The following is a 25368-nucleotide window of genomic DNA, read 5'->3' on the forward strand; positions in this document are numbered from 1 at the left end:
GGGGTGTACCGATGCGTTGGCCGCGGCGCCACACTGTTCCGGTATCCCGTTGAGTTCCGCCCCCGATTCGATTCCTGCGTCGCCCGTCGTGCGCCCGTCGGCCTGCCCGGGGCTCGTGCGCGTGGTCGCGGCCGCCGACGGCGGGTTGTGCCGGATCAAGCTGCCGGGCGGCCGGCTCGACGCGCGCCAGGCGCGTGCGATCGCCGCCGCCGCGCGCCGGTACGGTTCCGGCGCGATCGATGCGACCAATCGTGCGAATCTCCAGTTGCGCGGCATTCGCGACGGCGCGGCCGATGCGTTGACCCACGCGTTGCTCGACGCGGGGCTCGGCCCGCGCGCAAGCGCCGGCGACACCGCCGCCGAGGCGGCCGCGCTCGCGGCGAGCGACGACGTCCGCAACGTGCTGCTCAGCCCGCTCGCCGGGCACGACCCGGCCGCGCTCGTCGATAGCCACGCGCTCGCCGTGCCGCTGCTCGACATGCTGGCGAACGAGCCGCGCCGCGGCGAACTGTCGCCGAAATTCTCGATCCAGCTCGATGGCGGCGAAGCGGTCGCGGCGCTCGATCATCCGCACGACATCTGGCTCGCCGCGTGGCGCCGCGCCGACGGCGCGGTACGTCTTGCGGCGGGGCTGGCCGGCTGTCCGCCGGTGGCGCCCGGCGACCGGCCCGCGTCGGTCGACGTGTCGCCCGATCAGGGCGTCGCGCTGGTGCGGGCGCTGCTGCGTGCGTTCCTCGATCTCGCGCCGGCCGACGTCACGCGGATGCGCGCGTTGCTCGCGACGTGCGGCGAACGCACGCTGTTCGAACGCGCCCGGCGCTACCTGCCCTTTCCGCTCGCGGCCGATCCGGCGCTTGCCGGCTGGCGGCGCACGCACGCCGACCCGGCGTTGCGTTTCGGCGCGCAGCCGTCGCGCGCCGCGGCCCGCTGCAGCGTCGGCGCGCAATTCGCGCTCGGGCGGCTCGACGCGGCGCAACTGGAACGGCTCGCCGCGCTGGCCGAAGCCGACGGCGACGGCACGCTGTCGATGACGCCGTGGCAAGGCGTATTCATGCACGGCGTGCCGAACGAACGTGCGGTGGCGATGCGCGAAGCACTCAAGTCGCTCGGCCTCGTAGGCGCGGCGTCCGAGCCGCTGGCGGCGCTCGTCGCCTGTACCGGCAGCGCGGGCTGCGCGAAAGCGCACGCCGACACGAAACACGACGCACTCGCGCTCGCCGCCCGCATCGGCCGGCCGCTCGACGTGCACCTGACCGGCTGCACGCGCCACTGCGCGCTGCCGCATCCCGCGACGCATACGCTCGTCGCGGTGGCGCCCGCACACTACGACCTTTACCGGCGCGACGCGACCACGGGCCTCGGCGCCCTGCTCGCGCGCCATCTGACGATTGACCAGGCCGCGGTCCGACTCATGGACGTGCGGCACAGCCAGGACACCACCGATGCTTGACTATATTCGCGACGGGCAGGAAATCTACCGCCAGTCGTTCGCGACGATCCGCGCCGAGGCCGACCTGTCGCAGGTTCCGCCCGATCTCGAGAAACTCGCGGTGCGCGTGATCCACGCGTGCGGGATGGTCGACGTCGTGTACGACCTGCGCTTCTCGGCCGGCGCCGGCACGGCCGGCCGCACGGCGCTCGCGGCCGGTGCGCCGATCCTGTGCGACGCGAGGATGGTCGCCGAAGGCATCACGCGCGCGCGGCTGCCTGCGGCCAACCGCGTGATCTGCACGCTCGGCGAGCCGGAGGTGCCCGAGCTCGCGCGCCGGCTCGGCAACACGCGTTCGGCCGCCGCGCTCGAACTGTGGCGCCCGCATCTCGCGGGCAGCGTCGTCGTGATCGGCAATGCGCCGACCGCGCTGTTCCACCTGCTCGACATGATCGACGCCGGCGCGCCGCGCCCCGCGCTGATCCTCGGTTTCCCGGTCGGCTTCATCGGCGCGGCCGAATCGAAGGCGATGCTCGACGCCGACAGCCGCGGCGTGCCGTACGTCGCGCTGCTCGGCCGGCGCGGCGGCAGCGCGATGGCGGCCGCCGCGGTCAATGCGCTTGCAACGGAGGTCGAATGACGACCGCGCGCGGACGGCTGTTCGGGGTGGGCGTCGGCCCCGGCGATCCCGAGCTGATGACGATCAAGGCGCTGCGCGTGCTGCAGGCCGCGCCCGTGGTCGCGTATTTCGTCGCGAAGGGCAAGAAAGGCAACGCGTACGGCATCGTCGAGGCGCACCTGCTCGACAGGCAGACGCAACTGCCGCTGGTCTACCCGGTGACGACCGAGGTGCTGCCGCCGCCGCTCTGCTACGAGACGGTGATCGCCGATTTCTACGACACCGCGGCCGAGATCGTCGCGGCGCACCTCGATGCGGGCCGCGACGTCGCGGTGATCTGCGAAGGCGACCCGTTCTTCTACGGCTCGTACATGTACCTGCACGACCGCCTCGCGCCGCGTTACGACACCGAGGTGATCCCCGGCGTGTGCGCGATGCTCGGCGGCACGGCCGTGCTCGGCCAGCCGCTCGTCTATCGCAACCAGAGCCTGTCGGTGCTGTCGGGCGTGCTGCCCGAGCATGAACTGCGCGAGCGGCTCGCGCGGGCCGACGCGGCCGTCGTGATGAAGCTCGGCCGCAATTTCGACAAGGTGCGACGCGTGCTCGACGAACTCGGGCTTGCGAAGCGCGCGCGGTACGTCGAGCGCGCGACGATGGCCAACCAGCGCATCGTGCCGCTCGACGAGGTCGATCCGATGGCGTCGCCGTATTTCTCGCTGCTCGTCGTGCCGGGGGAAAAATGGCAAGGATGATGACGCCGCCCGCGATCGTGATCCTCGGCGCGGGCGCGCTCGATACCGCGCGGCGGATCCAGGCGCGTTACCCGGGCGCCCGTGTGCACGGTCTCGCGTCGCGCGTCGACGCCGACGTGCCGTTCGACGAGCTCGGCGCGCACCTGCGCGAACTCTATGCACGCGGCTTGCCGATCGTCGCGCTGTGCGCGGCCGGCATCGTGATCCGCTGCCTCGCGCCCGCGCTTGCCGACAAGGGCATCGAGCCGCCGGTGCTCGCGGTCGCGGAGGACGGTTCGGCCGTCGTGCCGCTGCTCGGCGGGCTGACGGGCGTCAACGTGATCGCGCGCGAGATCGCCGAATGCGTCGGTGTCGCGCCGGCGATCACGACGAGCGGCGAGCTGCGCTTCGGCGCGTGCGTGCTCAATCCGCCGGAAGGCTATGCGCTCGCCGATCTCGCGCAGGGCAAGCGCTTCGTGTCCGACCTGCTCGCGGGCGCGTCGACGCGCATCGACGGCGCGGCGCCGTGGCTCGACGACGTCGCGCTGCCCCGTGATGCCGCGGCCGCGCACGCGATTCGCGTGACGCCCGATGCGTGGCGCGGCGCGCGCGACGAGCTTGTGATTCATCCGCGCAGCGTGGTGGTCGGTGTTGCCGCGGATGCCGTGCATGCAGGCGAAGCGCTTGCTGCGCGCATCGACGCCATGCTCGACGCACAGGGCCTCGCGCGGCTGGCGCTCGCGGCCATCGTCGCGCCGGCGTCGGCGATCGGCGACGCCGCGCTGGAAGCCGCGGCGAGCACGCTCGACGTGCCGCTGCGTTTCGTCGATAGCGATCGCGACGGCAACGCGGCAGCCGACGCCGCCACGCTGCTCGGTCGTGCGTTGCGCGTCGCACATACGCTTCGTGGCGAATCGCACGGTCTGGCGTGCGCGGTCGCATCGCAGCCGGTCGACCCGGCCACGCTCGGCCGCGCACGCGGCCGCCTGACGGTGCTAGGCCTTGGCCCGGGCGCCGCCGCGTGGCTCACGCCGGCCGCGCGCGCGGCGCTCGCGGACGCGACCGACATTCTCGGCTATACGACCTACGTGAACATGGCCGGCCCGTTTCGGGCGGACCAGCGCGTGCACGGCACCGACAATCGCGAGGAAATGCAGCGCGCGCGCCATGCGTTCGAACTGGCGGCCGAGGGCCGGCGCGTCGCGGTCGTGTCGTCGGGCGACCCGGGCGTGTTCGCGATGGCCGCGGCCGTGCTCGAAGCGCTCGACGAAGCGCGCGACCCGCAATGGGCCGCGGTCGACCTGCGCGTGGAGCCCGGCATCTCGGCGTCGCTCGCGACGGCCGCGCAGGCCGGCGCACCGCTCGGCCACGACTTCTGCGCGATCTCGCTGTCGGACAACCTGAAGCCGTGGGACGTGATCGAGACGCGCCTGCAACACGCGGCGCAAGCCGATCTCGTGATGGCGTTCTACAACCCGATTTCGCGCGCGCGGCCGTGGCAGCTCGACCGTGCACTCGACATCGTGCGTGCGCATCGCGCGGCCGATACGGTGGTCGTGCTCGGCCGCGACATCGGCCGGCCGGGCGCGACGCTTGCGACGACGACCCTCGGCGCACTGCGCAGCGACCAGGTCGACATGCGCACGATGGTGATCGTCGGCTCGTCGACGACGCGGCGCTTCGCGATCGGCAACGCACGCGAATGGGTCTACACGCCGCGCTGGTATCGCTGAACGTCGCGGCGCGCGTACCGAATCCGGCGGCGCTCGCGCGAATGCGCATGCCTGCGAGCCGCTGACCGGCACGCCGGCGCGTCGCCGGTTCGCTGGAACCGGTCCATGCACGCGCTGCCTCCCGGTCAGCCGGAAAAAGTGCCCGCTCCGCGTTTCGCAACGCGACCGAATCGGCAAGATCGTTACGTATCGGGAATCGAATAACAAAAAGAAGAACACCTAAATTCCCTATTCGACCTGAATCCTCCAAGATAGGCACGCCGCCGACGGGACACGTGCCTGTCCCGCCGGCGGCGATACGCAGGCCAGCGTATCCCTCTTCCACTTGGAGAACACAGAATGAACAACAATGTGTTGCCGCGTTTCGTTCCGCGTGCGTTTGCCGCGGGTTGTCTGCTCGCGATGGCGAGCGTGTCGCACGGTGCCGGCGTCTATGCACCCTATGTCGACGTGACGCTCTATCCGACACCGCTGGTCGACCAGATCGGCGTGCGCCAGGGCATCCAGCAGTTCACGCTCGCATTCGTGGTCGCGGGCAACGGCTGCGTGCCGTCGTGGGGCGGCGTCCAGCCGATCGGCAACGGCGCGAGCGGCGGCCTGCTGACCGCGCTGTCCACGTCGATCGCGAGCTATCGTGCGAAAGGCGGCGAAGTCGCCGTGTCGTTCGGCGGCGCGAACGGCACGCCGCTGATGCAGGCATGCTCGACGGTCCCCGCGCTGAAGAGCGCGTACCAGACGGTGATCGACACGTACGGCCTCACGCACATCGACTTCGACATCGAGGGCGCGTCGCAGCAGGACACGGCTGCGGTCGCGCGCAACTTCCAGGCGGTCGCGCAACTGCAGGCCGACTACGCGGCGAAGGGCAAGCCGCTGCACGTGACGCTGACGCTGCCGACGATGCCGACCGGGCTCACGCAGGACGGCGTGAACGTCGTCAACGCGGCCATCGCGAACAAGGCCACGTTCGATGCGGTCAACGTGATGGCGATGGATTACGGCCCCGCGAACCTCGACATGGGCGCCGCCGCGATCAGCGCCGCGCAGGCGCTCTACTCGCAGCTCGACACGGCGTTCAAGTCGGCCGGGCAGCCGAAGACCAATGCGCAGCTGTGGCAGATGGTCGGCGTGACGCCGATGATCGGCGTGAACGACGTGCAAGGCGAAACGTTCACGCTCGCGAATGCGCAGACCGTGCTGAACGCGGCAATCGCGAACGGCTACGGCTTCTTCGGCAACTGGTCGGTCGGCCGCGATCAGGCGTGCCCGTCCGGCGGCACGTATGCGTCGCCGACCTGCTCGGGCGTCGCGCAGCAACCGTACGCGTTCGCGACGATCTTCAAGAAGCTCGACGGCAAGTGGGGCGCGGGCGTCACGCAGGACCCGAACTACGGCGGCGGTTCGGACGGCGGCACGCCGCAGCCGGGCGCACCGTGGGCGGCCGGCCAGGTCTATACGGCCGGCGCGACGGTCACCTACCAGGGCACGACGTATCAGGCGCAGTGGTGGACGCAGGGCGACGTGCCCGGCCAGGCGGCCGTGTGGAAGCCGATCGGCGGCGGCACGCCCGCGTGGTCGGCGACGACCGCCTACCAGGGCGGCACGTGCGTGACGTACCAGGGCGCGAAGTATTGCGCGAAATGGTGGACGCAGGGCGACAACCCGAGCGCGGGCGGCGTGTGGGTGAAGTCGTGACGCTGCGACGCGCTCGCGCGTGACGCGCGGCGGGCCGTTTCCGGCGTGTCAGCACCGAACGCCGGCGACGGCCCGCTGCCTGCGCCGTCGCGCGCCGCTGCCCTACCCGCGCGCGTGCTCGGCCAGCAGCCGCGCCTTCGCGTCGACGAGCAGCGCCGCATGCGTGTCGCGATGCTGGCGAATCCGCTCGGTCGGCCCGACGACCGACAGCCCGTACCAGTCGCCGTCGAGCATCAGCGCCACCGCGATCGCCGACAGCTCGGGCGCGCTCTCGCCGAAGTTCTCGGCCCAGCCGAGTTCGCGAAACCGCGCGGTCTGCGCGACGAGCGCCGGCAGGTCGGCCACCGTCGCGTCGGTGAAGCGCTCGAACGGCAGTTGCCCGCCGAGCGCCTGCTGCGCGTCGCCCGCGAGTTCCGCGAAGATCGCCTTGCCGATCGAGTTCGCGTGCAGCGGGCGCAGCTCGCCCGGCTGGCGCGTATAGCGGATCGCCTGCTCCGATTCGACGACGTCGAGATACGTGACCGACGCGCCCTGGATCTTGCCGAGCACGGCGGTTTCGCGGCTCGCGTCGCGCAGTGCGACGAGGTGCGGATGCACGATGTCGACGACCGGATCGGGCGCGTCGATCGCCGCGGCGATCGTCTGCAGGCGCCGCGTCGGATAGTAGCCACCGCGCTTGCGCACTTCGTACAGGTAGCCGCGGCTCACGAGCGTGCGCGCCATCGCGAGGCAGCTCGACGCCGGCACGTTGAGCAGGCGCGCGAGTTCGGTGAGCGGCAGCGGCCGCCGTTCGGCGGCGAACAGCTCGAACAGGTCGAGCGTGCGGGCAACGAGTTTGACGTCCATGACGAGCGCTTGATTCGGAACGGGAAACCGCGCGCCGGGCGAGCCGCCGGGTCGCTACGGTCAGTACGACTTCGGCAGCCCGAGCACCTTCTCCGCGATGTAGCACAGGATCAGTTGCGGACTCACGGGCGCGAGCCTCGGAATCATACACTCGCGCAGATAGCGCTCGACATGATATTCCTTCGCGTACCCCATCCCGCCGTGCGTCGCGATCGCCGTCTGGCAGGCCTGGAACGCGGCTTCCGCGCCGAGGTATTTCGCCGCGTTCGCCTCCGCGCCGCACGATTGGCCCGCGTCGTAGCGCGTCGCGGCCTTCATCACCATCAGCCATGCGGCCTCGAGCTGCATCCACGCCTGCGCGAGCGGATGCTGGATCGACTGGTTCTGCCCGATCGGCCGGCCGAACACCACGCGCTCGCACGCATACTGCGTCGCGCGGCGCAGCGCGGCCTGCCCGAGCCCGATCGCCTCCGCGGCGATCAGGATGCGTTCCGGGTTCAGCCCGTGCAGCAGATAGCGGAAGCCGTCGCCTTCGTTGCCGATCAGGTCGTCGCGCGACACGCGCAGGTTGTCGATGAACAGCATGTTCGAATCGACCGCCTTGCGGCCCATCTTCTCGATCTCGCGCACTTCGACGCGCGAACGGTCGAGGTCGGTATAGAACAGGCTCAGCCCGTCGGTCGGCTTCGCGACCTGGTCGAGCGGCGTCGTGCGGGCGATGATCAGCATCTTGTTCGCGACCTGCGCGGTCGAGATCCAGATCTTGCGCCCGCTCAGCACGTAGTGATCGCCGTCGCGGCGCGCCTGCGTGCTCAGGTGCGTGGTGTCGAGCCCGGCGTCGGGTTCGGTCACCGCGAAGCACGCCTTGTCGTGCCCGGCGATCAGCGGCGGCAGGAAGCGCGTCTTCTGCGCGTCGTTGCCGAACACCTGCACCGGGTTCAGCCCGAAGATGTTCATGTGAACGGCCGACGCGCCGGACAGGCCGGCGCCCGACGCGCTGATCGTGCGCATCATCAGCGCCGCCTCGGTCATCCCGAGCCCGGCGCCGCCGTAGGCCGGGTCCATTGCGATGCCGAGCCAGCCGGCCTCGGCGAGCGCCGCGTGGAAATCGGCCGGAAATCCGCCCGCGCGATCGCGTTCGAGCCAGTAGTCGTCGCCGAAGCGCTCGCAGATTTTCTCGATCGCGCTTTCGATCGCGCGCTGGTCGTCGGTCAGGTCGAACTGCATGGACTGCTCTCCCGGGAAGCGTGAACGGCCGCGCCGCTCACAATGGAAACACGCCCGTCGCGACCGCGGCGAAGACCATCAGCACGGTGGCGGCGAACAGGAACGGAATCGTGAATTTCTGGTGCTCGGCGAGCTCGACGCCAGTCAGCCCGACGATCAGGAACGTCGCGGGCGTGAGCGGGCTCACCGGAAAGCCGGTGGTCATCTGGCCGAGCAGCGCGGCCTGCGCCATCTGGATCGGCGGCACGCCGAGCAGCTTGCCGCTTTCCGCGAGCACCGGCAGCACGCCGAAGTAGAACGAATCGGGATCGAACAGCAGGCTGAGCGGCATTGACAGCAGCCCGAGCACGAACGGCATGTGGCGCGCATGTTCGACGGGCACGTGCGCGACGACGACCTCGGCCATCGCCTTCAGCATCCCGGTGCCGGACATGATGCCGGTGAACGCGCCGGCCGCGAGCAGCACGCTCGCCATCATCAGCGCGGCCTTCGCATGCGCGTCGATCCGTTCGCGCTGGGCCTGCACGTCCGGGTAATTGATCACGAGCGCGGCGACCGTGCCGAGCATGAACATCACCATCGGATCGACGATGCCGGACACCAGCGTGACGAGCACGACGAGCGTGAGCACGACGTTGATCCCGAAGCGGCCCGGCCGACGCAACGCGCGTTCGGCGTCGGTCAGCTCGCGCGGCGCGATCGCGAGCGAAGCCGCGCCGGCGCGGTCGAGCCCGAGCCGTTTCGCCTCGCGCGCGCCGAGCACGTACGCGGTGCCGAACACGAACGCGAGCCCGACGATCTGCACCGGAATCATCGGCGTGAAGATCGCCGAGCCGGGAATGTGCAGCGCGGCCGACGCGCGCAGCATCGGCCCGACCCACGGCAGGAAGTTGACGCCGGCCGCCATCGATGCGACGCACGCGAGGATGCGGCGATCCATCCCGAGCCGCGTATAGAGCGGCATCATCGCGGGCAGCGTGACGAGAAACGTGACGGCGCCCGAGCCGTCGAGATGGATCAGCAGCGCGAGCAGCGCCGAGCCCATCACGATGCGCGGCGGATGACAGCCGATCACGCGCAGCACGCCCGCGATGATCGGATCGAGCATCCCCGCGTCGGTGAGGATTCCGAAAAATAGAATCGCAAAAACGAACATGCCGGCGATCGGGCCGATGTTCTGTACGCCGTGCACGACGAACTTGCCGGTCTGCAGCCCGAAACCGGCCGCGAGCGACGCGGCCACCGGCACGACGATCAGCGCGACGAGCGGCGACAACCGCTTCGTGATGATCAGGCCGAACAGCGCGACGATGGCGACCGCGCCGATCCATGCGAGCATGATGCGTCTCCTCTGCAGCCGGTGCGCAGGGCGTGCCGATGCGCGGGCCGGCGTGATGTCCGAATGATGGTGTGCGCGGCGCGTGGCCGGGCGCCGCGATGCGGCACGGCCGGCGGCCGCGATGCCGGTCAGCGCCGGCGGTGGTCGTGATCGTCGCCGTCCGCGAACACCTGCGCCGCATGTTCGTTCAGTGCGGGCGGCGGCCGCCGGTACGTGGCCGGCGTGCGGCCGAGCTTGATCGGCGACGCGATGCCGCGATGCCGGCCCAGCTCGACCTTCATCTGCCGATGCGCGACATGCGGATGGTCGAGCGCCGCGTCGAGCCCGAGCACGGGCGCGCACGGCACGCCGCGGCGCATCAGTCGTTCGGCGAGCGCGGCGCCGTCGTGCGCGGCCAGCGCCGTTTCGAGCAGCGTGCGCAGTGCGGCGCGATGCTGGCTGCGCGCGCGGTTGTCCGCGAAACGCGGATCGTCGAGCCAGTCGCGCGTGCCGAGCACATCGCACAGCGCGGCGAACTGTCCGTTGTTGCCGACTGCCAGGAAGATGTCGACGCCCGCCGTCGGGAAGCTGTCGTACGGCGTGATGTTCGGATGCGCGTTGCCGGTGCGCACGGGCGCCTTGCCCGAATGGAAGAAGTTCGGCGTATGCGGATGCAGGATCGACAGCGCGCAGTCGAACAGCGTCGATTCGACGAACTGGCCTCGGCCGCTGGCGTCGCGCTCGCGCAGCGCCATCAGCACGCCGAGTGCCGCGTTCAGCCCCGTGACGAGATCGACGATCGGCACGCCCACTCGCAGCGGCGCGCCGCCGGCTTCGCCATTGACGCTCATCAGCCCCGCGAGCGCCTGCACGGCCGCGTCGTAGCCTGGCAGCCCGCCGAGCGGGCCGTCCGCGCCGAAACCCGACACGCGGCAATAGACGAGGCGCGGAAACCGCGCATGCAGCGCGTCGAAGCCGAGCCCCCAGCGCTCCATCGTGCCGATCTTGAAGTTCTCGACGACCGCGTCCGCGTGTTCGAGCAACCCGAGCAGCCGCTCGCGATCCGCCGGCTGCGTCAGGTCGAGCGCGATGCCGAGCTTGTTGCGGTTCACGCCGAGGAAGTACGACGCGGTGTCGCCGTCGAACGGCGGGCCCCACGTGCGCGTCTCGTCGCCGGACGGCGGTTCGACCTTGATCACCTCCGCGCCGTGATCGGCGAGGATCTGGGTCGCGTACGGGCCGCCCAGCACCCGCGACAGATCGATGATGCGCAATCCCGCCAGCGCGCCCTGCTGCTCGTGTTCCGCCATGCGTCTCGCTCCTGGTTCCGGTTGATCGGACGGCCGGTTCCGGCGGCCCGGCACTGGCGCTGGGCTTCTCCGGATTCGGCGAATAATTCTTGTATGTGAATTTATATTCACACTCAAGAATTATGTTGTCAAGCCCGGATGGGACCCGGCTGCCGCGCGGAGAACGTCGTCGCGCGCAAGGGGGAACGACACCGAACGCGGGCGGTTGCGGCGGCGCCCCGCCGTTCGCTAAGCTGGCGGGCAACGTTCACCCCCATCAGTAACGAGGCGGAATATTCATGAAACGGTTGTGGCTGGCGGCCTTCCTGCTCGCATCGACGCTGGGCATCGCGCACGCGCAAAACCAGACTTTCCACTTCGGCGAGGGACAAACCGGGGTATCGGGCGCCGCGCCGCATGCTGCCGCGCCGGTGGCCCGGCCCGCGCCCGCACGCCGGCACGTCACCGCGCCGTCGCCGCATCACCGGCGTGCCGTTCACAAGCGCCGTCATTCGCGCCACGCGAGGCCTGCGCGCAGCGGGATCCATACGCACGCGTGAGCCGTCGCCCGTGGCGCGACCGCGGTGCACGCAACTGTCACGAACGGCCGGTAACGTCGGCGCGGCGGCGTGCATGCCGTGGCAGCCGGCCGCCGACCCTCGCGCGGCCGACGCGCCTTTTTCTCCACGATTCAGTACCTGTTTTGCCGAACATGAGCATCGGGCCGGATACCGTCGCCGTCATCAAGGAACGCGCCACGATCGTGTGCCGCCAGCGCAGCAGCGTGCTGCTGGTCGCCCGCACCGCGGCGCGCTGGTCGCTGCCCGGCGGCACGATCCGGCGCGGCGAGACGCCGCTCGAGGCCGCGCGGCGGGAACTCGCGGAGGAGACGCGGCTGGAGGGGCTCGCGCTCGACTACGCGGTGCAGTTCGGCGGGCTGACGAAGCTGCATCACGTGTTCGTGGCCGACGTGCCGGCACACCTGACGCCGCGGGCGAGCAACGAGATCGCCCGCTGCAAGTGGTTCACCATCGACCGGCTCGACACGCTGCGGGCGAGCGTGCCGACGCGCAAGATCATCGAGCTGCTGCGGCTCGACTGTTTTTCGGCGTTCGCGAGCGGGCCGCTTCGCTGAGGTCGACGCCGGCTCGGGCTCCGATTGCGGCGACTACGCGCGCAGGAACGGGCCGGCCTTGCGTTCGAGCAGCGCGACGAGTTCGGGCTGCATGAACGCGTAGCGATCGGGAATGTCGAGGCAGACGATCTTCCGGTGCTTCAGATGCGCGCCGAATTGCGCCGACAGTCGCGCCTTGTGCGCACGCTCCATCACGAACACGATGTCCGCCCAATCGAGTTGCTCGGCCGAGAGCCGCACGTCCGCATCGGGCGCGAGGCCCGCGGAGTCGGTGTCGATGCCGGGCCACGCGGCGAACACCGCTTCGGCCGTCGGGCTGCGCAGCCGGTTGCGGCTGCAGATGAACAGTGCCCGTGTCATGTCGCTGCGCGGCGCCCGAGGGGGCTCAACCTTGCGGAATCGTGCCCGGCCGCACGTACGCGAGCATGTGCGGCACGTAATCGGCCTTGCCGAGCTCGACACCGTGATGGCGCAGGATCGCGTACGCGGCGATCGCGTGGAAGTAGAACTGCGGCAGCGCCCAGTCGCGCGCGTACTGTTCGCCCGTCATGTCGAACGCGATCCCGTTCGGCAGTTCGAGCGCGATCGGCAGCGCTGCGCCGCCATCGAGCGCATCGGGGGCGAGTTCGCCGAGAAAGGCGAGCGTGCCGGCGATGATCGCCTGCGCATCGGCCGGCGAACCGGGTTGCGCATCCGCATTCCAGCCCGCCTCGCGCAAGGCCAGCAACGCCGCCGGCAGCGGTTCGCCGCGCAGCCGGTGAACCGGCTCCATCGCCTGGAAACACGAGAAGCGCACCTGGGCGGCGAGCGGATACATGTCGGGCGCCAGCCTCAGCGTCATCGCCGCGTCGGGGTCGTCGCCGGCGGCCTGCCGGTGTGCGACGGCCTTGTCGAGCCACGCGGACTGCGCGCGCAGCATCTGGGTGTAGGTCGGAACCAGAAGTTGGGTGGGTGACACGCATGCGCTCCTGTGTTGGGGTTCTCGCCCCACGATAGCAGCGTCGGCGCGAACCTGCATCCTGGCCGGGCGCCGACGTGTGCCGTTACGGCTTGCCGTGCCGCGCCAGGAACCGGTCGAGCTGCGACGCGAACGTCTTGCCGTCGCGCGCGCTGAACGGCGCCGGCCCGCCCGTGTCGATGCCGGCGCTGCGCAACTGGTCCATCATCGCGCGCGTCGACAGGCGCTCCTCGATGTTTTCGCGGCTGAACCAGTTGCCGCGCGGGTCGAGCGCATGCGCGCCCTTGTCGAGCACGGCGGCGGCCAGCGGGATGTCGGCGGTGATCACGAGATCGCCGGGCTCCGCCAGCTCGACGATGCGCGCGTCGGCCACGTCGAAGCCGGCCGGCACCTGCACGGCCTTGATGAACGGCGACGGCGGCGTGCGCAGAAACTGGTTCGCGACCAGCGTCACGCAGATCTCGGCACGACGCGCGGCGCGGAACAGCATGTCCTTGATGACGGCGGGACACGCGTCGGCATCGACCAGTACTTGCATGGCGGGGGTTTCCAGTGGGCAAAAGCAGAAGCGGCGATCATAGCGCACCGCCGTGCCGGCCATCAGCCGGCGCGATCCGTGCCAAGCGCGTCGGCCGTCACCCACTGCGCGCCCCACGCCGCGGCGAGCCGCGCGCCCTGCCCGATCCGCACGGCCGCGTCGTCGAAGTCGACGAACACGACGTGATCGGCCGCCGCCGGCCTGGCCGGCATCTCGCGCGTGCGCCCGTCGGACAGCACCCACAGCCAGCGCTGCTTGCCGGGCTCGCGGCGCGCAGCGCTGGCCAGCAAGCGTGCGGCGGCCGCGATGCCGTCCGCGAGCGGCGTGCCGCCGCCGCCGTCGACCGGCTCGAGCCAGCGCGCGTTCCACCAGCGCGGCACGGCCGGGCCGAAGCGCCGCGCGGCGCCTTGACCGCCGAAGCAGATCAGCGCGGTTTCGACCCGCGCCCGCGCGGCCTGATCGAAATACGCGACGATCAGCCCCTTCGCGAGCGCGAGCCGCTCGTGCGACAACATCGACGCCGAACAGTCGAGCACGAAGCAATGCAGCGCACGCGGCGTGCCCGCGCGTTTCCCGAAGCGCAGATGCTCGCGATGCAGCGGGCCGCCGCGTTTCGCGGCGAGCGTCGCCGGCCACGCGACGGCCGTGCCGGCGCGCACCGCGCCCGGCACGCGTGCGGCTGCGCCTGACTGCCATCGAGGACCGCGAATCGCGTTCGCGGCGGCGCCGGCTCGATGGCTCAGCGTTTTTTTAGCGGCAGCGGCACCACGCTTTTCACGTCGCGCAGCCCGGCCGGTTCGGGCGGCAGGTAGCCCCAGTCGCCCTGCGATGCGGACGCATCGCCTTTCGTGTCGCCGGTCTCGCCCGGCCGGTCGTCGGGCCGCTGGCGCGGGTTCGGCGGCGAACGATCGTCGCGTTCGTCATCGTGCTGCGACGATGGGTGCGACGACGGCGGCCCCGCATGGCGCCGGTGCCGCAACACGGCTTCGGCCACGCGCGCCACATGCGACACCGTCACCGCGTCGGCCTGCTCCAGCGCGGCCAGCGCGCGCGCGGCGCGCAGCATCACGAGATCGGCCCGCAACCCGTCGACGGCCGCGTCGATGCACAGCGCGCTGACGCGCGCATGGACCGCATCGTCGAAATCCAGCGCCGGCAGCCGCCCGCGCGCCGCATGAATCCGGTCCGCGAGCGCCCGCTGGGCCGCCGCATGACGCGCGCGAAACGCATCCGGATCGAGATCGAACGCAAGCCGCGCCTTCACGATCCGCTCGCGCTGGGCGGCGTCGAAGCAGTTCTCGAGCTGGACCATCAGCCCGAAGCGGTCGAGCAACTGCGGGCGCAGCTCGCCCTCCTCGGGATTCATCGTGCCGACCAGCACGAAACGCGCATCGTGCGCGTGCGACACGCCATCGCGCTCGACGATGTTCACGCCGCTCGCGGCGACGTCGAGCAGCGTATCGACGAGCCCGTCGGCGAGCAGGTTCACTTCGTCGACGTACAGCACGCCGAGATGCGCGCGCGCCAGCAGGCCGGGCCGGAAGCGCACGCCGTTTTCGGCCAGCGCATGCGCGAGATCGAGCGTGCCCGTCACCTGCTCGTCGCTCGCCGACAGCGGCAGCGTGACGAACTGCCCTTCCGGCAGCAACTCGGCGAGGCCGCGCGCGGCCGTCGATTTCGCGGTGCCGCGCGGGCCGCTGACGAGCACACCGCCGAGCGACGGGTCGATCGCGGCCAGCAGCAGCGCCTGCTGCAACGCGTCCTGCGCGACGAGCGCCGCAAACGGAAAAACCGCGCGGGCGCGGGGCGTCGTCGGATCGGTCATCGCCGTCCTCCTTCCTGGCGTTGTTCGCTGGCGAGCCAGACCGCTTCGATCCGCTCGCGATAGGGGCCCGGCTGCTGCCACAGCCCGCGCTGCATCGCTTCGACGAAGCGTTCGCAGATGCCGTGCAGCGCCTTCGGGTTGTGCCGTTCGAGGAACGCGCGGGTGGCGTCGTCGAACAGGTACGCGTCGGCGACGAGCGCGTACTGGTGATCGGACAGCACGCGCGCGGTCGCGTCATAGCCGTACAGGTAGTCGACGGTCGCGGCCAGCTCGGCCGCGCCCTTGTAGCCGTGACGCTTCACGCCGTCGAGCCATTTCGGGTTGACGACGCGCGAGCGGATCACGCGGGCGATTTCCTCGCGCAGCGTGCGCATCTTCGGCGCGACCGGGTTCGCATGGTCGCCGTGGTAGATGCTCGGCTGCTGCCCGGACAGGTGCCGCACGGCCGCCGTCATCCCGCCCTGGAACTGGTAGTAGTCGTTCGAATCGAGGATGTCGTGCTCGCGGCTGTCCTGGTTCTGCACGACGACGTCGATCGTCGCCAGCCGCTCGCCGAACACGTCGGCCGCGGCGTCGCCCGCGCTGTTTTGCGCGTACGCATGGCCGCCCCATTGACGGTAGGCGTCCGCGAGATCGGCGTCGGTCTGCCAGCGGCGCTGGTCGATCAGATCCTGCAGGCCCGCGCCGTAGCTGCCCGGCCGCGCGCCGAACACGCGCCAGCCGGCGCGCCGGCGCGCTTCGTCGGGCGCCACGCCCTGCGCGATCCACTTCCCGCGTTCGCGCTCGATGCGTGCGCGAATCGGGTTCAACGCTTCGGGTTCGTCGAGCGCGGCAACGGCCTGCACGGCCGCGTCGAACAGGTGCATCAGGTTCGGGAACGCGTCGCGGAAGAAGCCCGACACGCGCAGCGTCACGTCGATGCGCGGCCGGTCGAAGATCTCGATCGGCAGGATCTCGAAGTCGGTCACGCGATGGCTGCCGTGCGCCCATTTCGGGCGCACGCCGATCAGCGCGAACGCCTGCGCGATGTCGTCGCCGCCGGTGCGCATCGTCGCCGTCCCCCACACCGACAGCCCGATCGCGCGCGGATAGTCGCCGTGATCCTGCAGATGACGCTCGATCAGCTGCTGCGCGGATTTCAACCCGAGCGACCACGCGGCCTGCGTCGGCACCGCGCGCGTATCGACCGAGTAGAAGTTGCGGCCGGTGGGCAGCACGTCGGGACGGCCACGCGACGGTGAACCGCTCGGCCCCGGCGGCACGAAGCGGCCGTCGAGCCCGCGCAGCAGCTGACGCATTTCCTCGCCGCCGCACGCGTCGAGGGCGGGCAGCAGCATCGTGCGCACGCGTTCGAGCACCGCGAGCGTATGCGGCCATGCGCCGGGCGGCGGCATGTCGATACCGGGTTCATCGGACGCGGCTCCGCACACGGCGTCGAGCCAATGCTGCGCAAGCCGTTCGAGCCGCTCGCGCGTATCGCCCGCATGCCGCCACGGCGACGCGTCGAGCGTTTGCAGGACGGCCGGCCGCGGCCCGGTCCACGGCGCGGCCCAGTCGGCCGCGAGCGGATCGAAAGCGTCGCCGAGCGCGAGATCGCGCGCGAGTGCGCCGATCAGCCCGGCGCGTTCGCCCTTGCCGTCGCCGACCGGAAAGCGTGCGAGCGCGAGCAGCGTGTCGCGCCGCTGGCGCGCGACCGGCGACGCGCCGAACACGTGCAGCCCGTCGCGAATCTGCGCTTCCTTCAACTCGCACAGCCACGCGTCGACCCGCGTGAGCAGTGCATCCTCGTCGCCCGCATCGCGCGGCGGCGATACGCTCAGTTCGTCGTGCAGGCGATGCTCGGCGATCGTCGCGAGGATCGTCTTGCGCAACAGCTTCGCGCGCCGCGCATCGACCATCAGCGCTTCGTAGTATTCGTCGACCTGCCGTTCGAGATCCTGCAGCGGGCCGTAGTTTTCCGCGCGCGTGAGCGGCGGCATCAGGTGATCGACGATCACGGCCTGCGCACGGCGCTTCGCCTGGCTGCCCTCGCCCGGATCGTTGACGATGAACGGATACAGGTGCGGCAGCGGCCCGAGCGTCAGGTCGGGCCAGCACGCGTCGGACAGCGCGACGCTCTTGCCCGGCAGCCATTCGAGATTGCCGTGCTTGCCGAGATGGATGACCGCGTCGACGCGATACGCATCGCGCAGCCAGAAATAGAACGCGAGATACGCATGCGGCGGCACGAGATCCGCATCGTGGTAGCTCGCGTAGTCGTTCTCGCCGCGCGAGCGCGACGGCTGGATGCCGACGAACACGTTGCCCGCGCGCCAGCCGGCGATCGTGAAGCGCTGCTGCCTCAGCGTCGGATCGGCTTCAGGCGGCCCCCAGCGTGCGTTTAGCGCATCCCGCACGGTGGCCGGCAGCCGCGCGAAACGCGCGACGTAGTCGGCCAGCGCGTAACTCTGAAACGCGGGACGCAGCGTGCGCACGGCGGGATCGTTGGTCACGCCTTCGGTGAGTTGCGCGATCAGCGCGTCGCCGTCGGGCGGCAGGTCGGCCACCGTGTAGCCCGCGTCGCGCAGCGCCGCGAGCACGCGCAGCGCGGAGGCCGGCGTATCGAGCCCGACGCCGTTGCCGATCCGCCCTTCGCTTTGCGGATAGTTCGCGAGGATCAGCGCGATGCGCTTGTCGGCGTTATCGAGCGTGCGCAGCCGGCACCAGCCGCGCGCGAGCGCCGCGACGAACGCGATCCGTTCCGCATCCGGCTGGTAGCGCACGACGTCGACCTCGGTATGCGGGCAGCGATACGCGAGCCCCTTGAAGCTCACCGCGCGCGTGACGATGCGCCCGTCGACTTCGGGCAGCGCGATGTGCATCGCGATGTCGCGTGCGTGCAGGCCCTGGTTGTCGGCCACCCACGCGTCGCGATTGCCGCCGGACAGGATCACCTGCAGCACCGGCGCGTCGCCGGCCAGCACGTCGGGCTCGGGGCTGTCGATCGCGCCGGCAGCGAATGCGGTGGTATTCAGCACGAGCGCGACGCCGTGCGTGTCGCAGAGCTGCGTGATGACCTCGCGGCTCACCGCGTCCTTCAGCGACGTCACCGCGATCGGCAGCGGATTCAGCCCGTGGTCGATCAGTGCGTCGGCCAGCGCGTCGAACACCGCCGTGTTGGCGGCCTGCCAGTGCGCGCGATAGAACAGAATCGCGACGACCGGCGCGCCGGGCGTCCAGCGCGGTCGCCAGTCGTCGACGCTCGCGCGGTCGCGCGCCGGGTGATACAGCGCGGCGGCGGGCAGCGGCCGCGGCGGTTCGGGTTCGTCGCCGAAGCCGAACGTGTGAAACGCGATGCTGCGCAACAGCGCGTCGGCGTTGTGCACGCCGCCTTCGCGCAGATAGCGCCACCACAGCCGGCACAGCTCGGGCCTGACCGTGCTCTTCGCGACGAGGTTCGGGTCCTCCTGCAGGTCGCCCGAGAACATCGCAAGCTGCTGCCCGCGCTTCGACGCGAGCGACACGGCCTGCTCGATCCCGTACGGCCAGTACGCTTCGCCGCCGAGATGATCGATCACGACCGTCTTCGCGTGCCGCAGCACGTCGTCGACGTAGAAATCGACCGACGCCGGCTGGCGCAGGAACGTGACGTTCGCGAGCCGCACGCTCGGGAACCCTTCGGGCAAGTGCGGCACGACGCTCGCGAGCAGCGACAGCGTCGTGTCGGCCGAACTCAGGATCACGATGTCGGCCGGCTGCTGGTCGATCCGGACGACGCCCTGCGTATCGTCGACGAAGCCGCCCGGCGTGGTACGCAGCAGATGCATCGTGCGTTACGCCTGTTGCGGCTCGGCCGCGCACGCGGCGTCGAACGCGCGTTGCAGCGCGGCCGCGTCGAGATCCTCGCCGATCAGCACGAAGCGGCTCGCGCGGGTTTCGCCGTCCTGCCAGCGGCGGTCGAAATAGCTGTCGAAGCGGCGGCCGACGCCCTGGATCACGAGCCGCATCGGCGCGCCGGGCAGCGCGGCGAAGCCCTTCGCGCGGTAAATCGTGTGCGCTTCGACGACACGTTGCAGCGCGGCGATGGTCGCTTCGCGCGTGCCGGCGTCGCCCGATACCACCACCGAATCGAAATCGTCGTGATGGTGATCGTGATCGCCGTCGTCGGCCGAGCCGTGATGGTCGTGACGCAGGTGGATCGTTTCCTCCGACGCCGATTCGAGGCCGAGCAGCAGCGCGAGGTCGAGCTCGCCGCGCGTCGCGCGCACGATCTTCACCTGCGGCGGGATTTCGTCGCGGATCGCGGCTTCGATCTGCGCGAACTCGGCGTCGCCGACGAGGTCGGCCTTGTTCACGATCACGAGATCGGCCGACGACAGTTGATCGGCGAACAGTTCGTGCAGCGGCGATTCGTGGTCGAGGTTCGGATCGGCGCGGCGCTGTGCGTCGACGGCCTGCGGGTTTTCCGCGAACTGGCCGCTCGCGGCGGCCGGCCCGTCGACGACGGTCACGACCGCGTCGACCGTGAAGCTGTTGCGGATCGTCGGCCAGTTGAACGCCTGCACGAGCGGCTTCGGCAGCGCGAGGCCCGACGTCTCGATCAGCACGTGATCGATGTCCGCGCGGCGCTCGACCAGCGCTTCCATCACCGGATAGAACTCTTCCTGCACGGTGCAGCACAGGCAGCCGTTCGCGAGTTCGTACAGCTGGCCCGTTGCCTCGCCCTGCGCGCCGTCGGCATCGTCGCAGCCGATCCCGCAGCCCTTGAGGATTTCGCCGTCGATGCCGAGCTCGCCGAATTCGTTGACGATCACCGCGATGCGGCGGCCTTCGGCGTGCTGCAGGATGTGGCGCATCAGCGTCGTCTTGCCGCTGCCGAGAAAGCCCGTGACGATCGTGACGGGCAGCTTGCGTAGGGTCATGGTAGGTCCGGTGTCGAAGAGGGAATCAGGACGGGATCGTCGCGTCGGCGGCGACGCGGCAATTCAGCGGGCGGTGCGCGGGAAGCTCGCCGCGTGATCCGCGCGGACAGCCGCGCGGCGGGCGGGACAACGAATCGGACATGGTGCTTCCTTGCGAACGGTCGACATCGTGAATGCCAACACGGCTGCCGCGTGCGTAGCCCGTGTCGCCTGCCGTTCGCCGTGCCGGCCCGGGCGCGTTCGCGCGGCGGGCGGATCGGGGCAAACAGCGGGAAACACCGGGCGTCGGGCCTGCGGCGGCCGTGGACGATGCGCCGCCTCCCCGCGGCGCTGAACCCCAACGTTTAGGCCGGTATCCGGGCTGACGAACACGCCGCTTCGCCTTCCCGGATACGCGCGGCATCCAGTGGCGGTCGTCCGCATGCGCGCGGCATGCGGCGAAGCGGCGCTGCGTGGCGCTTGCGCGCGACGCGTTCGCTTACCGTTGCGGGGGCAGCACAGGTTGGCTCGACTGCGGCGCAGGCAGGCTCCCTGTTTCCCGTTTAACTGCGCACGCCGGAGCGGCGCGCGCGAGCACCAAAACGCGTGCGAGTGTAGGCGGCGGTGCGGGGAGCGTCAAGGCGAGCGGCCGGCGACGAACGCGAATGATTGTCGTTTTCAACTACACGAGATAAACTTCACCCGAGAACAACACGAACCACCGCGCAACGGCCATGTGAGGCAATCACTCAGTCATCCTCAAATTTCCATGTCGAAACGACAGATATCCGGGCGGCGTTTTCCTGTGCTGGCCCTGTCGCTGTGCTCGATTGCCGGCGTTGCTTCCTGCCCTGCCGCGGCGGCCGAGTTCGACGACGAACTGCCAGCGGTCGAGGTGCACAGCCGCCGTCATCCGAATGATCCGCGTGCGGAAAGCGTGAGCACGGCGACCCGCACCGCGAGCGATCCGCGCGACGTACCGCAAACCATCGACAGCGTCTCGGTCGAGGAAACGCTGTCCTATGGCGGCCGCACGCTTGCCGACGCACTGGCCGGCGTGCCCGGTGTGTCGAATACGTCGGACACGCGCTTCGATTCGTTCCGCATTCGCGGCTTTTCCAGCGCGGGCGACTTGCTGCTCGACGGCATGCGCGACGATGCGCAATACGTACGCAGCCTCGGCAACATCGAACGCGTCGAGGTGCTGAAGGGGCCGGCTGCCGCGCTGTACGGGCGCGGCAGCGGCGGTGGCGTCATCAACCGGATCACCAAGCAGCCGTTGCCGGAAAACTTCGGACATGTGTCGGCGACGACCGGCAGCTACGGACGGCTCGGCGCGTCGGTCGATCTCAACCGGATGCTGTCCAGCGCGTGGAGCATGCGGCTCAATGCGGGACACGAACACGCCGGCAGCTTCCGCGACCACGTCGACGGTACGCGTCAGTTCGTCGCGCCGTCGATCAAGTGGCACGACGCGCGGCGAAGCTGGCTGCTGCAGTTCGAATACGACACGTACCGACGCGTGCCCGATCGCGGCATGCCGGCGCCGGTCGCCGCCGTCGATGCGGCCGGCAAGCCGTTCGCGTTCTCGCTGCCGTCCGCGCCACGCGCAACCTTCTTCGGCGCGGCGGGCCGCGACACGATCCGCGACGAGACCATGAACTGGCGCTCGGTCTTCACGCATGCGCTCGACGGCGACTGGGAATTGCGCCATACGCTCGGCGTGCTGGATTTGCGCAGCACCTTCGACAATACCTACGTCACGCAAAGCTACGTCGCGAAGCCGCGCGACTACCGGCGCGTGCAACGTGCACGCTACCTGCAGGACATGACGCAGCTCAACGTGCAAACCGGCGTCGAACTGGGCGGCAAGGTCGCGACCGGTCCGGCGCTGCATCACCTGCTGTTCGGCATCGAATACGGCTGGCAGAAGCGCACGCCGGCGCTCTGGCAGGCCGACGCGGCGCCGGTTCCGGTGACCGGACCGGATCGCTTCGCCCTCGTCGGCTCGACGCCGCGCCCGTACGCGATGAACCGCCACCGTGTCAGCGACTACGCGCTGTTCGCGCAGGATCGCGTCGACCTCGGGCGAGCGTGGAAGCTGCTCGGCGGCCTGCGCGCGGAACGTTTCGACGTCGATTCGACCAACGCGCTGAACGGTCTGCATGCGCGGCGCACGACGACGGCATGGGGCCCGCGGCTCGGCGTCGTGTGGTCGCCGGTCGGCGCGCACAGCCTGTATGCGTCGTACAGCAAGAACTTCGCGCCGGTCGGCGGCGACCTGATCGGCATCACGCCCGACGCGCGCGGCAACGCCAACGATCTCGGCCCGCAATACACGCGCCAATACGAGATCGGCGTGAAAAGCGACTGGCGCGATGGCGCGCTGAGCACGACGCTCGCGCTGTTTCAGCTCGACCTGTACAACCGCCGCATCGCCGACCCGGTTCGCCCGGGCTTTTTCGACCTCACCGGCCTCGAACGCAATCGTGGCCTGGAACTGGGCGTCGCCGGCCGGCTCACGGGCGACTGGTTCGTCCGCGGCGGCATCGGCTGGCAACACGCGCGGGTGGTCGACGCCGAGCCGAAGTATGCGGGCAAGCGCTCGGCGGGCGTGTCGGCGTCGAACGGCAGCCTGTTCGTCAGCCATGCGCCGCTGCGCGGGTTTTTCGCCGAACTCGGGGTCGTGTACGAGGGCGCGCGTTACGCCGATCGCGACAACCTGCTCGAACTGCCCGCGTACCTTCGCTGGGACGGCAAGGCCGGCTATCGCACGCGCGACCTCGAGGTGACGCTGGCGGCCGTCAACCTGGCCGATCGCGGCTACTACGCGAATGCGACGGGCCTCGCGCAGATCGTGCCCGGCGCGCCACGCACGTTCACGCTGACGGCGGCATACAAGTTCTGACCTCGCGGGCGGCGCCGGCGCCCCGCGCAGCCGCTCCGCCGGGCGGCTTGCGCGTTGCAGGCCTGTGCTATCGTATGCGCCGCGTTCGGTGCTCGCATGCGCGTTCGGTGCATGCAGTTAAACGGGAAACAGGAGGCGGACATCCGCCCGGCCTGTGCTGTCCCCGCAACGGTACGCCGCCCGCGCCACGCGCTTCCTCGCGCGTGCGCCCAGGCCGCCCGCGATGCCACTGCCCTTCAACCGGGCGGGAAGGCTGCGGTCTGGCAAGCGGCCAGCCCGGATACCGGCCGACGCAAGGGGCGAGCGCGCTGCTCGCCGAACGCCCGATCCGCGGGGGACGGACCGGGTGCGCATTCCCCCGCGTTCGCGCGGGTTTCGCCCGATCCGCCATGCACTGCCTGTCCGCCGGCCGCCGATGCGCCGCCCGCCTTTCCTGTTCCACTGTTTCGACACGGTGCGCGCCGTGCCGCGCGCGATGAGCCGCGCCTGGCTCGTCGGCGCCGGCCCCGGCGACGCCGATCTGCTGACGCTCAGGGCCGTACGCGCGATCGGCGCGGCCGACGTGCTGCTCGTCGACGATCTCGTGAACCCCGACGTGCTGTGCCATGCGCGCGCCGATGCGCTGATCGAGCACGTCGGCAAGCGTGGCGGCCATGCGTCGACGCCGCAGGAAGCGATCGTCGCCGCGATGCTCGCGCACCTGCGCGCGGGCCGCAGCGTCGCACGGCTCAAGGGCGGCGATCCGTTCGTGTTCGGCCGCGGCGGCGAGGAACTGATCGCGCTCGGCGCGGCGGGCTTTCCGGTGGAAGTCGTCAGCGGCATCACCGCGGGCATCGCCGCGCCGGCCGCGCTCGGCATCCCGGTCACGCACCGCGGCGACGCGCAGGGGGTGATCTTCGTCACGGGCCACGGCGCGGGGGCCGACGAGCCCGACTGGCGCGCGCTCGCGGCCACACGCATGACGATCGTGGTCTACATGGGCATCCGCCGGCTCGACGCGATTGCCGCGGCGTTGCGCGACGGCGGCCTGCCCGGCGATACGCCGTGCGCGGCGATCGAGAACGCCACGCGGCCCGAACAGCGCCACGTCCACGCGACGCTCGATACGCTCGTCGCGCGCGTCGGCGAAACCGGCATCGGATCGCCGGCGATTGTCGTGATCGGCCGCGTCGCGGCGCTCGCCGACGATCCGGCGGTGCGTGCGGCGCTCGGCGGCCACGCATGATGCGCGTCGCGCTCGGTGTCGGTTTTCGCGCCGGCGTCACGGCCGCGCAACTCGATGCCGCGATCCGCGCCGCGCTCGCGCGCTATCCGGCCGCCGAACCGGCGCTCGTCGCGACGCTCGTCGACAAGGCTCGCGCCCGTGCGCTGCGCACGCTGTGCGCGCGCCGCGGCTGGCCGCTCGTCGCGTTCGACGCGGCGCAACTCGCGAGTCGTCCGGAACTGGCCGCGAGCGGCCCGTCGGACGCCGCGCTGGCCCGCTTCGGCATCGCGGGCGTGGCCGAGCCGTGCGCGCAGCTCGCCGCGCCGCATGGCCGGCTGCTCGGCCCCAAATCCATCCGGGACGGCGTGACGGTCGCGCTCGCCGGCCCGCTCTGAAAACCCTTGTTTCGCTTTCGACAGGACGATTCCCGATGAAGACCGATTCCGAATCCCATCAGCGGATGGCCGAACGCCGCCGCGCCGGCCACGAGAAAAAGCAGGCCGCCGCCACCCAGGAGAAAGGCCTGCTGATCGTCCACACCGGCAACGGCAAGGGCAAGAGCACGGCCGCGTTCGGGATGGCCGTGCGCGTGCTCGGCCACGGCATGCGGCTCGGTGTCGTGCAGTTCATCAAGGGGGCGCTGCATACGTCCGAGCGCGACTTCCTCGGCGCGGTCGCGGAATGCGATTTCGTGACGATGGGCGACGGCTATACGTGGAACACACAGAACCGCGACGCCGACATCGCGACCGCGCGCAAGGGCTGGGACGAGGCGCGCCGGATGATCGAAAGCGGCGACTACCGGATGGTGATCCTCGACGAGCTGAACACCGTGCTCAAGTACGAATACCTGCCGCTCGACGAAGTGCTCGCCACGCTCGTCGCACGTCCGGAGTCGGTGCACGTCGTCGTCACCGGGCGGCACGCGCCCGATGCGCTGATCGATGCGGCCGACCTCGTCACCGAAATGCGGCTCGTCAAGCATCCGTACAAGGAGCAAGGCGTGAAGGCGCAGCGCGGCGTGGAGTTCTGA

The 25368-nt window shown here is 70.5% G+C and carries 22 protein-coding genes and 2 riboswitches; of the genes, 11 read left to right on the forward strand and 11 right to left on the reverse strand.

What is annotated here, in order from left to right; genetic code table 11:
• Positions 1–88: 88 nt before the first annotated feature.
• The 5 genes from cobG to H0X91_RS21110 all read left to right on the forward strand — a co-directional run bounded on the left by cobG (position 89) and on the right by H0X91_RS21110 (position 6207).
• Positions 89–1450 carry a precorrin-3B synthase gene (gene cobG, locus H0X91_RS21090; protein WP_172843429.1) on the forward strand — a complete coding sequence of 454 codons (1362 nt, stop codon included), beginning with the start codon at positions 89–91 and terminating at the stop codon, positions 1448–1450.
• Positions 1443–2069: a precorrin-8X methylmutase gene (locus H0X91_RS21095; RefSeq protein ID WP_006491059.1), complete on the forward strand. Its 627-nt coding sequence runs from the start codon at positions 1443–1445 to the stop codon at positions 2067–2069. Before cobG ends, H0X91_RS21095 begins: the two co-directional genes overlap by 8 nt.
• On the forward strand, positions 2066–2800 hold the full coding sequence (locus tag H0X91_RS21100; RefSeq protein WP_084750298.1) for a precorrin-2 C(20)-methyltransferase: 735 nt from the start codon (positions 2066–2068) through the stop codon (positions 2798–2800). The genes H0X91_RS21095 and H0X91_RS21100 overlap by 4 nt, the downstream gene beginning before the upstream one ends.
• Positions 2797–4512 carry a precorrin-3B C(17)-methyltransferase gene (cobJ, locus tag H0X91_RS21105; RefSeq protein WP_062910640.1) on the forward strand — a complete coding sequence of 572 codons (1716 nt, stop codon included), beginning with the start codon at positions 2797–2799 and terminating at the stop codon, positions 4510–4512. Before H0X91_RS21100 ends, cobJ begins: the two co-directional genes overlap by 4 nt.
• Before the next feature lie 339 nt (positions 4513–4851).
• Positions 4852–6207 (forward strand): chitinase, encoded by a 1356-nt coding sequence (locus H0X91_RS21110; RefSeq protein WP_034201783.1) that lies wholly within the window; start codon positions 4852–4854, stop codon positions 6205–6207.
• A 102-nt stretch (positions 6208–6309) separates the two neighbouring features.
• Here the strand turns inward: H0X91_RS21110 and H0X91_RS21115 are convergent, their stop codons facing one another.
• From H0X91_RS21115 to H0X91_RS21130, 4 genes are all read right to left on the reverse strand, one after another.
• The gene (locus tag H0X91_RS21115; RefSeq protein ID WP_006496436.1) at positions 6310–7053 is read right to left on the reverse strand and encodes an IclR family transcriptional regulator; all 744 of its coding nucleotides are present in this window, start codon (positions 7051–7053) and stop codon (positions 6310–6312) included.
• A gap of 60 nt (positions 7054–7113) precedes the next feature.
• Positions 7114–8280 (reverse strand): acyl-CoA dehydrogenase family protein, encoded by a 1167-nt coding sequence (locus tag H0X91_RS21120; RefSeq protein ID WP_062910641.1) that lies wholly within the window; start codon positions 8278–8280, stop codon positions 7114–7116.
• A gap of 37 nt (positions 8281–8317) precedes the next feature.
• Positions 8318–9619, reverse strand: a complete 1302-nt coding sequence (locus H0X91_RS21125) for a CitMHS family transporter (RefSeq protein WP_048986544.1) — start codon at positions 9617–9619, stop codon at positions 8318–8320.
• A 128-nt stretch (positions 9620–9747) separates the two neighbouring features.
• Positions 9748–10908 carry a CaiB/BaiF CoA transferase family protein gene (locus H0X91_RS21130; protein ID WP_034201784.1) on the reverse strand — a complete coding sequence of 387 codons (1161 nt, stop codon included), beginning with the start codon at positions 10906–10908 and terminating at the stop codon, positions 9748–9750.
• A gap of 278 nt (positions 10909–11186) precedes the next feature.
• On the opposite strand from H0X91_RS21130, the gene H0X91_RS21135 reads away from it, so the two are divergent.
• Both H0X91_RS21135 and H0X91_RS21140 read left to right on the forward strand, forming a co-directional pair.
• Positions 11187–11447 carry a hypothetical protein gene (locus H0X91_RS21135; RefSeq protein ID WP_006492940.1) on the forward strand — a complete coding sequence of 87 codons (261 nt, stop codon included), beginning with the start codon at positions 11187–11189 and terminating at the stop codon, positions 11445–11447.
• 152 nt (positions 11448–11599) lie between these two features.
• Positions 11600–12022 carry an NUDIX hydrolase gene (locus tag H0X91_RS21140; protein WP_034178420.1) on the forward strand — a complete coding sequence of 141 codons (423 nt, stop codon included), beginning with the start codon at positions 11600–11602 and terminating at the stop codon, positions 12020–12022.
• 33 nt (positions 12023–12055) lie between these two features.
• Here H0X91_RS21140 and H0X91_RS21145 read toward each other — a convergent pair whose 3' ends face one another.
• The 7 genes from H0X91_RS21145 to cobW form a co-directional block, all read right to left on the reverse strand.
• Entirely contained in the window at positions 12056–12382 is a 327-nt protein-coding gene (locus H0X91_RS21145; RefSeq protein ID WP_006496440.1) for a low molecular weight protein tyrosine phosphatase family protein, read from the reverse strand.
• 25 nt (positions 12383–12407) lie between these two features.
• Complete coding sequence (locus tag H0X91_RS21150; RefSeq protein WP_020979853.1) at positions 12408–13040, reverse strand: DUF1993 domain-containing protein; 633 nt, start codon at positions 13038–13040, stop codon at positions 12408–12410.
• Between the two features lie 25 nt (positions 13041–13065).
• Positions 13066–13518, reverse strand: coding sequence for a YaiI/YqxD family protein (locus H0X91_RS21155; protein WP_006492939.1), 453 nt, complete (start codon positions 13516–13518; stop codon positions 13066–13068).
• 62 nt (positions 13519–13580) lie between these two features.
• The gene (locus H0X91_RS21160; protein ID WP_006496442.1) at positions 13581–14189 is read right to left on the reverse strand and encodes a vWA domain-containing protein; all 609 of its coding nucleotides are present in this window, start codon (positions 14187–14189) and stop codon (positions 13581–13583) included.
• Positions 14190–14257: 68 nt separating this feature from the next.
• A complete protein-coding gene (locus H0X91_RS21165; protein ID WP_062910642.1) occupies positions 14258–15343 on the reverse strand; it encodes an ATP-binding protein in 1086 nt (361 codons plus the stop codon).
• The gene (cobN, locus tag H0X91_RS21170; RefSeq protein WP_062910643.1) at positions 15340–19149 is read right to left on the reverse strand and encodes a cobaltochelatase subunit CobN; all 3810 of its coding nucleotides are present in this window, start codon (positions 19147–19149) and stop codon (positions 15340–15342) included. The genes H0X91_RS21165 and cobN overlap by 4 nt, the downstream gene beginning before the upstream one ends.
• A 6-nt stretch (positions 19150–19155) precedes the next feature.
• Positions 19156–20244 carry a cobalamin biosynthesis protein CobW gene (gene cobW / locus H0X91_RS21175; protein WP_062910644.1) on the reverse strand — a complete coding sequence of 363 codons (1089 nt, stop codon included), beginning with the start codon at positions 20242–20244 and terminating at the stop codon, positions 19156–19158.
• 330 nt (positions 20245–20574) lie between these two features.
• Positions 20575–20840: riboswitch (cobalamin riboswitch) on the reverse strand.
• Positions 20841–20992: 152 nt separating this feature from the next.
• Between cobW and H0X91_RS21180 the strand changes: the two genes are divergently transcribed.
• From H0X91_RS21180 to cobO, 4 genes are all read left to right on the forward strand, one after another.
• The gene (locus H0X91_RS21180) at positions 20993–23131 is read left to right on the forward strand and encodes a TonB-dependent receptor (RefSeq protein WP_062910645.1); all 2139 of its coding nucleotides are present in this window, start codon (positions 20993–20995) and stop codon (positions 23129–23131) included.
• A gap of 68 nt (positions 23132–23199) precedes the next feature.
• A riboswitch (cobalamin riboswitch) is annotated at positions 23200–23437 on the forward strand.
• 109 nt (positions 23438–23546) lie between these two features.
• Positions 23547–24356, forward strand: a complete 810-nt coding sequence (cobA, locus tag H0X91_RS21185) for a uroporphyrinogen-III C-methyltransferase (RefSeq protein ID WP_226245011.1) — start codon at positions 23547–23549, stop codon at positions 24354–24356.
• Entirely contained in the window at positions 24353–24730 is a 378-nt protein-coding gene (locus H0X91_RS21190; RefSeq protein ID WP_006496449.1) for a cobalamin biosynthesis protein, read from the forward strand. The genes cobA and H0X91_RS21190 overlap by 4 nt, the downstream gene beginning before the upstream one ends.
• A 35-nt stretch (positions 24731–24765) precedes the next feature.
• Positions 24766–25368, forward strand: coding sequence for a cob(I)yrinic acid a,c-diamide adenosyltransferase (gene cobO, locus H0X91_RS21195; RefSeq protein WP_006476035.1), 603 nt, complete (start codon positions 24766–24768; stop codon positions 25366–25368).

This window comes from Burkholderia sp. 9777_1386 (assembly GCF_015712265.1).
Taxonomy (GTDB): domain Bacteria; phylum Pseudomonadota; class Gammaproteobacteria; order Burkholderiales; family Burkholderiaceae; genus Burkholderia; species Burkholderia cenocepacia.

Bases quoted from the DNA above. Each gene is read 5' to 3' on its own strand.
- H0X91_RS21095 (WP_006491059.1), top strand. From the start codon at position 1,443: ATGCTTGACTATATTCGCGACGGGCAGGAAATCTACCGCCAGTCGTTC.
- H0X91_RS21100 (WP_084750298.1), top strand. From the start codon at position 2,066: ATGACGACCGCGCGCGGACGGCTGTTCGGGGTGGGCGTCGGCCCCGGC.
- cobJ (WP_062910640.1), top strand. From the start codon at position 2,797: ATGATGACGCCGCCCGCGATCGTGATCCTCGGCGCGGGCGCGCTCGAT.
- H0X91_RS21110 (WP_034201783.1), top strand. From the start codon at position 4,852: ATGAACAACAATGTGTTGCCGCGTTTCGTTCCGCGTGCGTTTGCCGCG.
- H0X91_RS21115 (WP_006496436.1), bottom strand. From the start codon at position 7,053: ATGGACGTCAAACTCGTTGCCCGCACGCTCGACCTGTTCGAGCTGTTC.
- H0X91_RS21120 (WP_062910641.1), bottom strand. From the start codon at position 8,280: ATGCAGTTCGACCTGACCGACGACCAGCGCGCGATCGAAAGCGCGATC.
- H0X91_RS21125 (WP_048986544.1), bottom strand. From the start codon at position 9,619: ATGCTCGCATGGATCGGCGCGGTCGCCATCGTCGCGCTGTTCGGCCTG.
- H0X91_RS21130 (WP_034201784.1), bottom strand. From the start codon at position 10,908: ATGGCGGAACACGAGCAGCAGGGCGCGCTGGCGGGATTGCGCATCATC.
- H0X91_RS21135 (WP_006492940.1), top strand. From the start codon at position 11,187: ATGAAACGGTTGTGGCTGGCGGCCTTCCTGCTCGCATCGACGCTGGGC.
- H0X91_RS21140 (WP_034178420.1), top strand. From the start codon at position 11,600: ATGAGCATCGGGCCGGATACCGTCGCCGTCATCAAGGAACGCGCCACG.
- H0X91_RS21145 (WP_006496440.1), bottom strand. From the start codon at position 12,382: ATGACACGGGCACTGTTCATCTGCAGCCGCAACCGGCTGCGCAGCCCG.
- H0X91_RS21150 (WP_020979853.1), bottom strand. From the start codon at position 13,040: ATGCAGGTTCGCGCCGACGCTGCTATCGTGGGGCGAGAACCCCAACAC.
- H0X91_RS21155 (WP_006492939.1), bottom strand. From the start codon at position 13,518: ATGCAAGTACTGGTCGATGCCGACGCGTGTCCCGCCGTCATCAAGGAC.
- H0X91_RS21165 (WP_062910642.1), bottom strand. From the start codon at position 15,343: ATGACCGATCCGACGACGCCCCGCGCCCGCGCGGTTTTTCCGTTTGCG.
- cobN (WP_062910643.1), bottom strand. From the start codon at position 19,149: ATGCATCTGCTGCGTACCACGCCGGGCGGCTTCGTCGACGATACGCAG.
- cobW (WP_062910644.1), bottom strand. From the start codon at position 20,244: ATGACCCTACGCAAGCTGCCCGTCACGATCGTCACGGGCTTTCTCGGC.
- H0X91_RS21180 (WP_062910645.1), top strand. From the start codon at position 20,993: ATGTCGAAACGACAGATATCCGGGCGGCGTTTTCCTGTGCTGGCCCTG.
- cobA (WP_226245011.1), top strand. From the start codon at position 23,547: ATGCGCCGCCCGCCTTTCCTGTTCCACTGTTTCGACACGGTGCGCGCC.
- H0X91_RS21190 (WP_006496449.1), top strand. From the start codon at position 24,353: ATGATGCGCGTCGCGCTCGGTGTCGGTTTTCGCGCCGGCGTCACGGCC.
- cobO (WP_006476035.1), top strand. From the start codon at position 24,766: ATGAAGACCGATTCCGAATCCCATCAGCGGATGGCCGAACGCCGCCGC.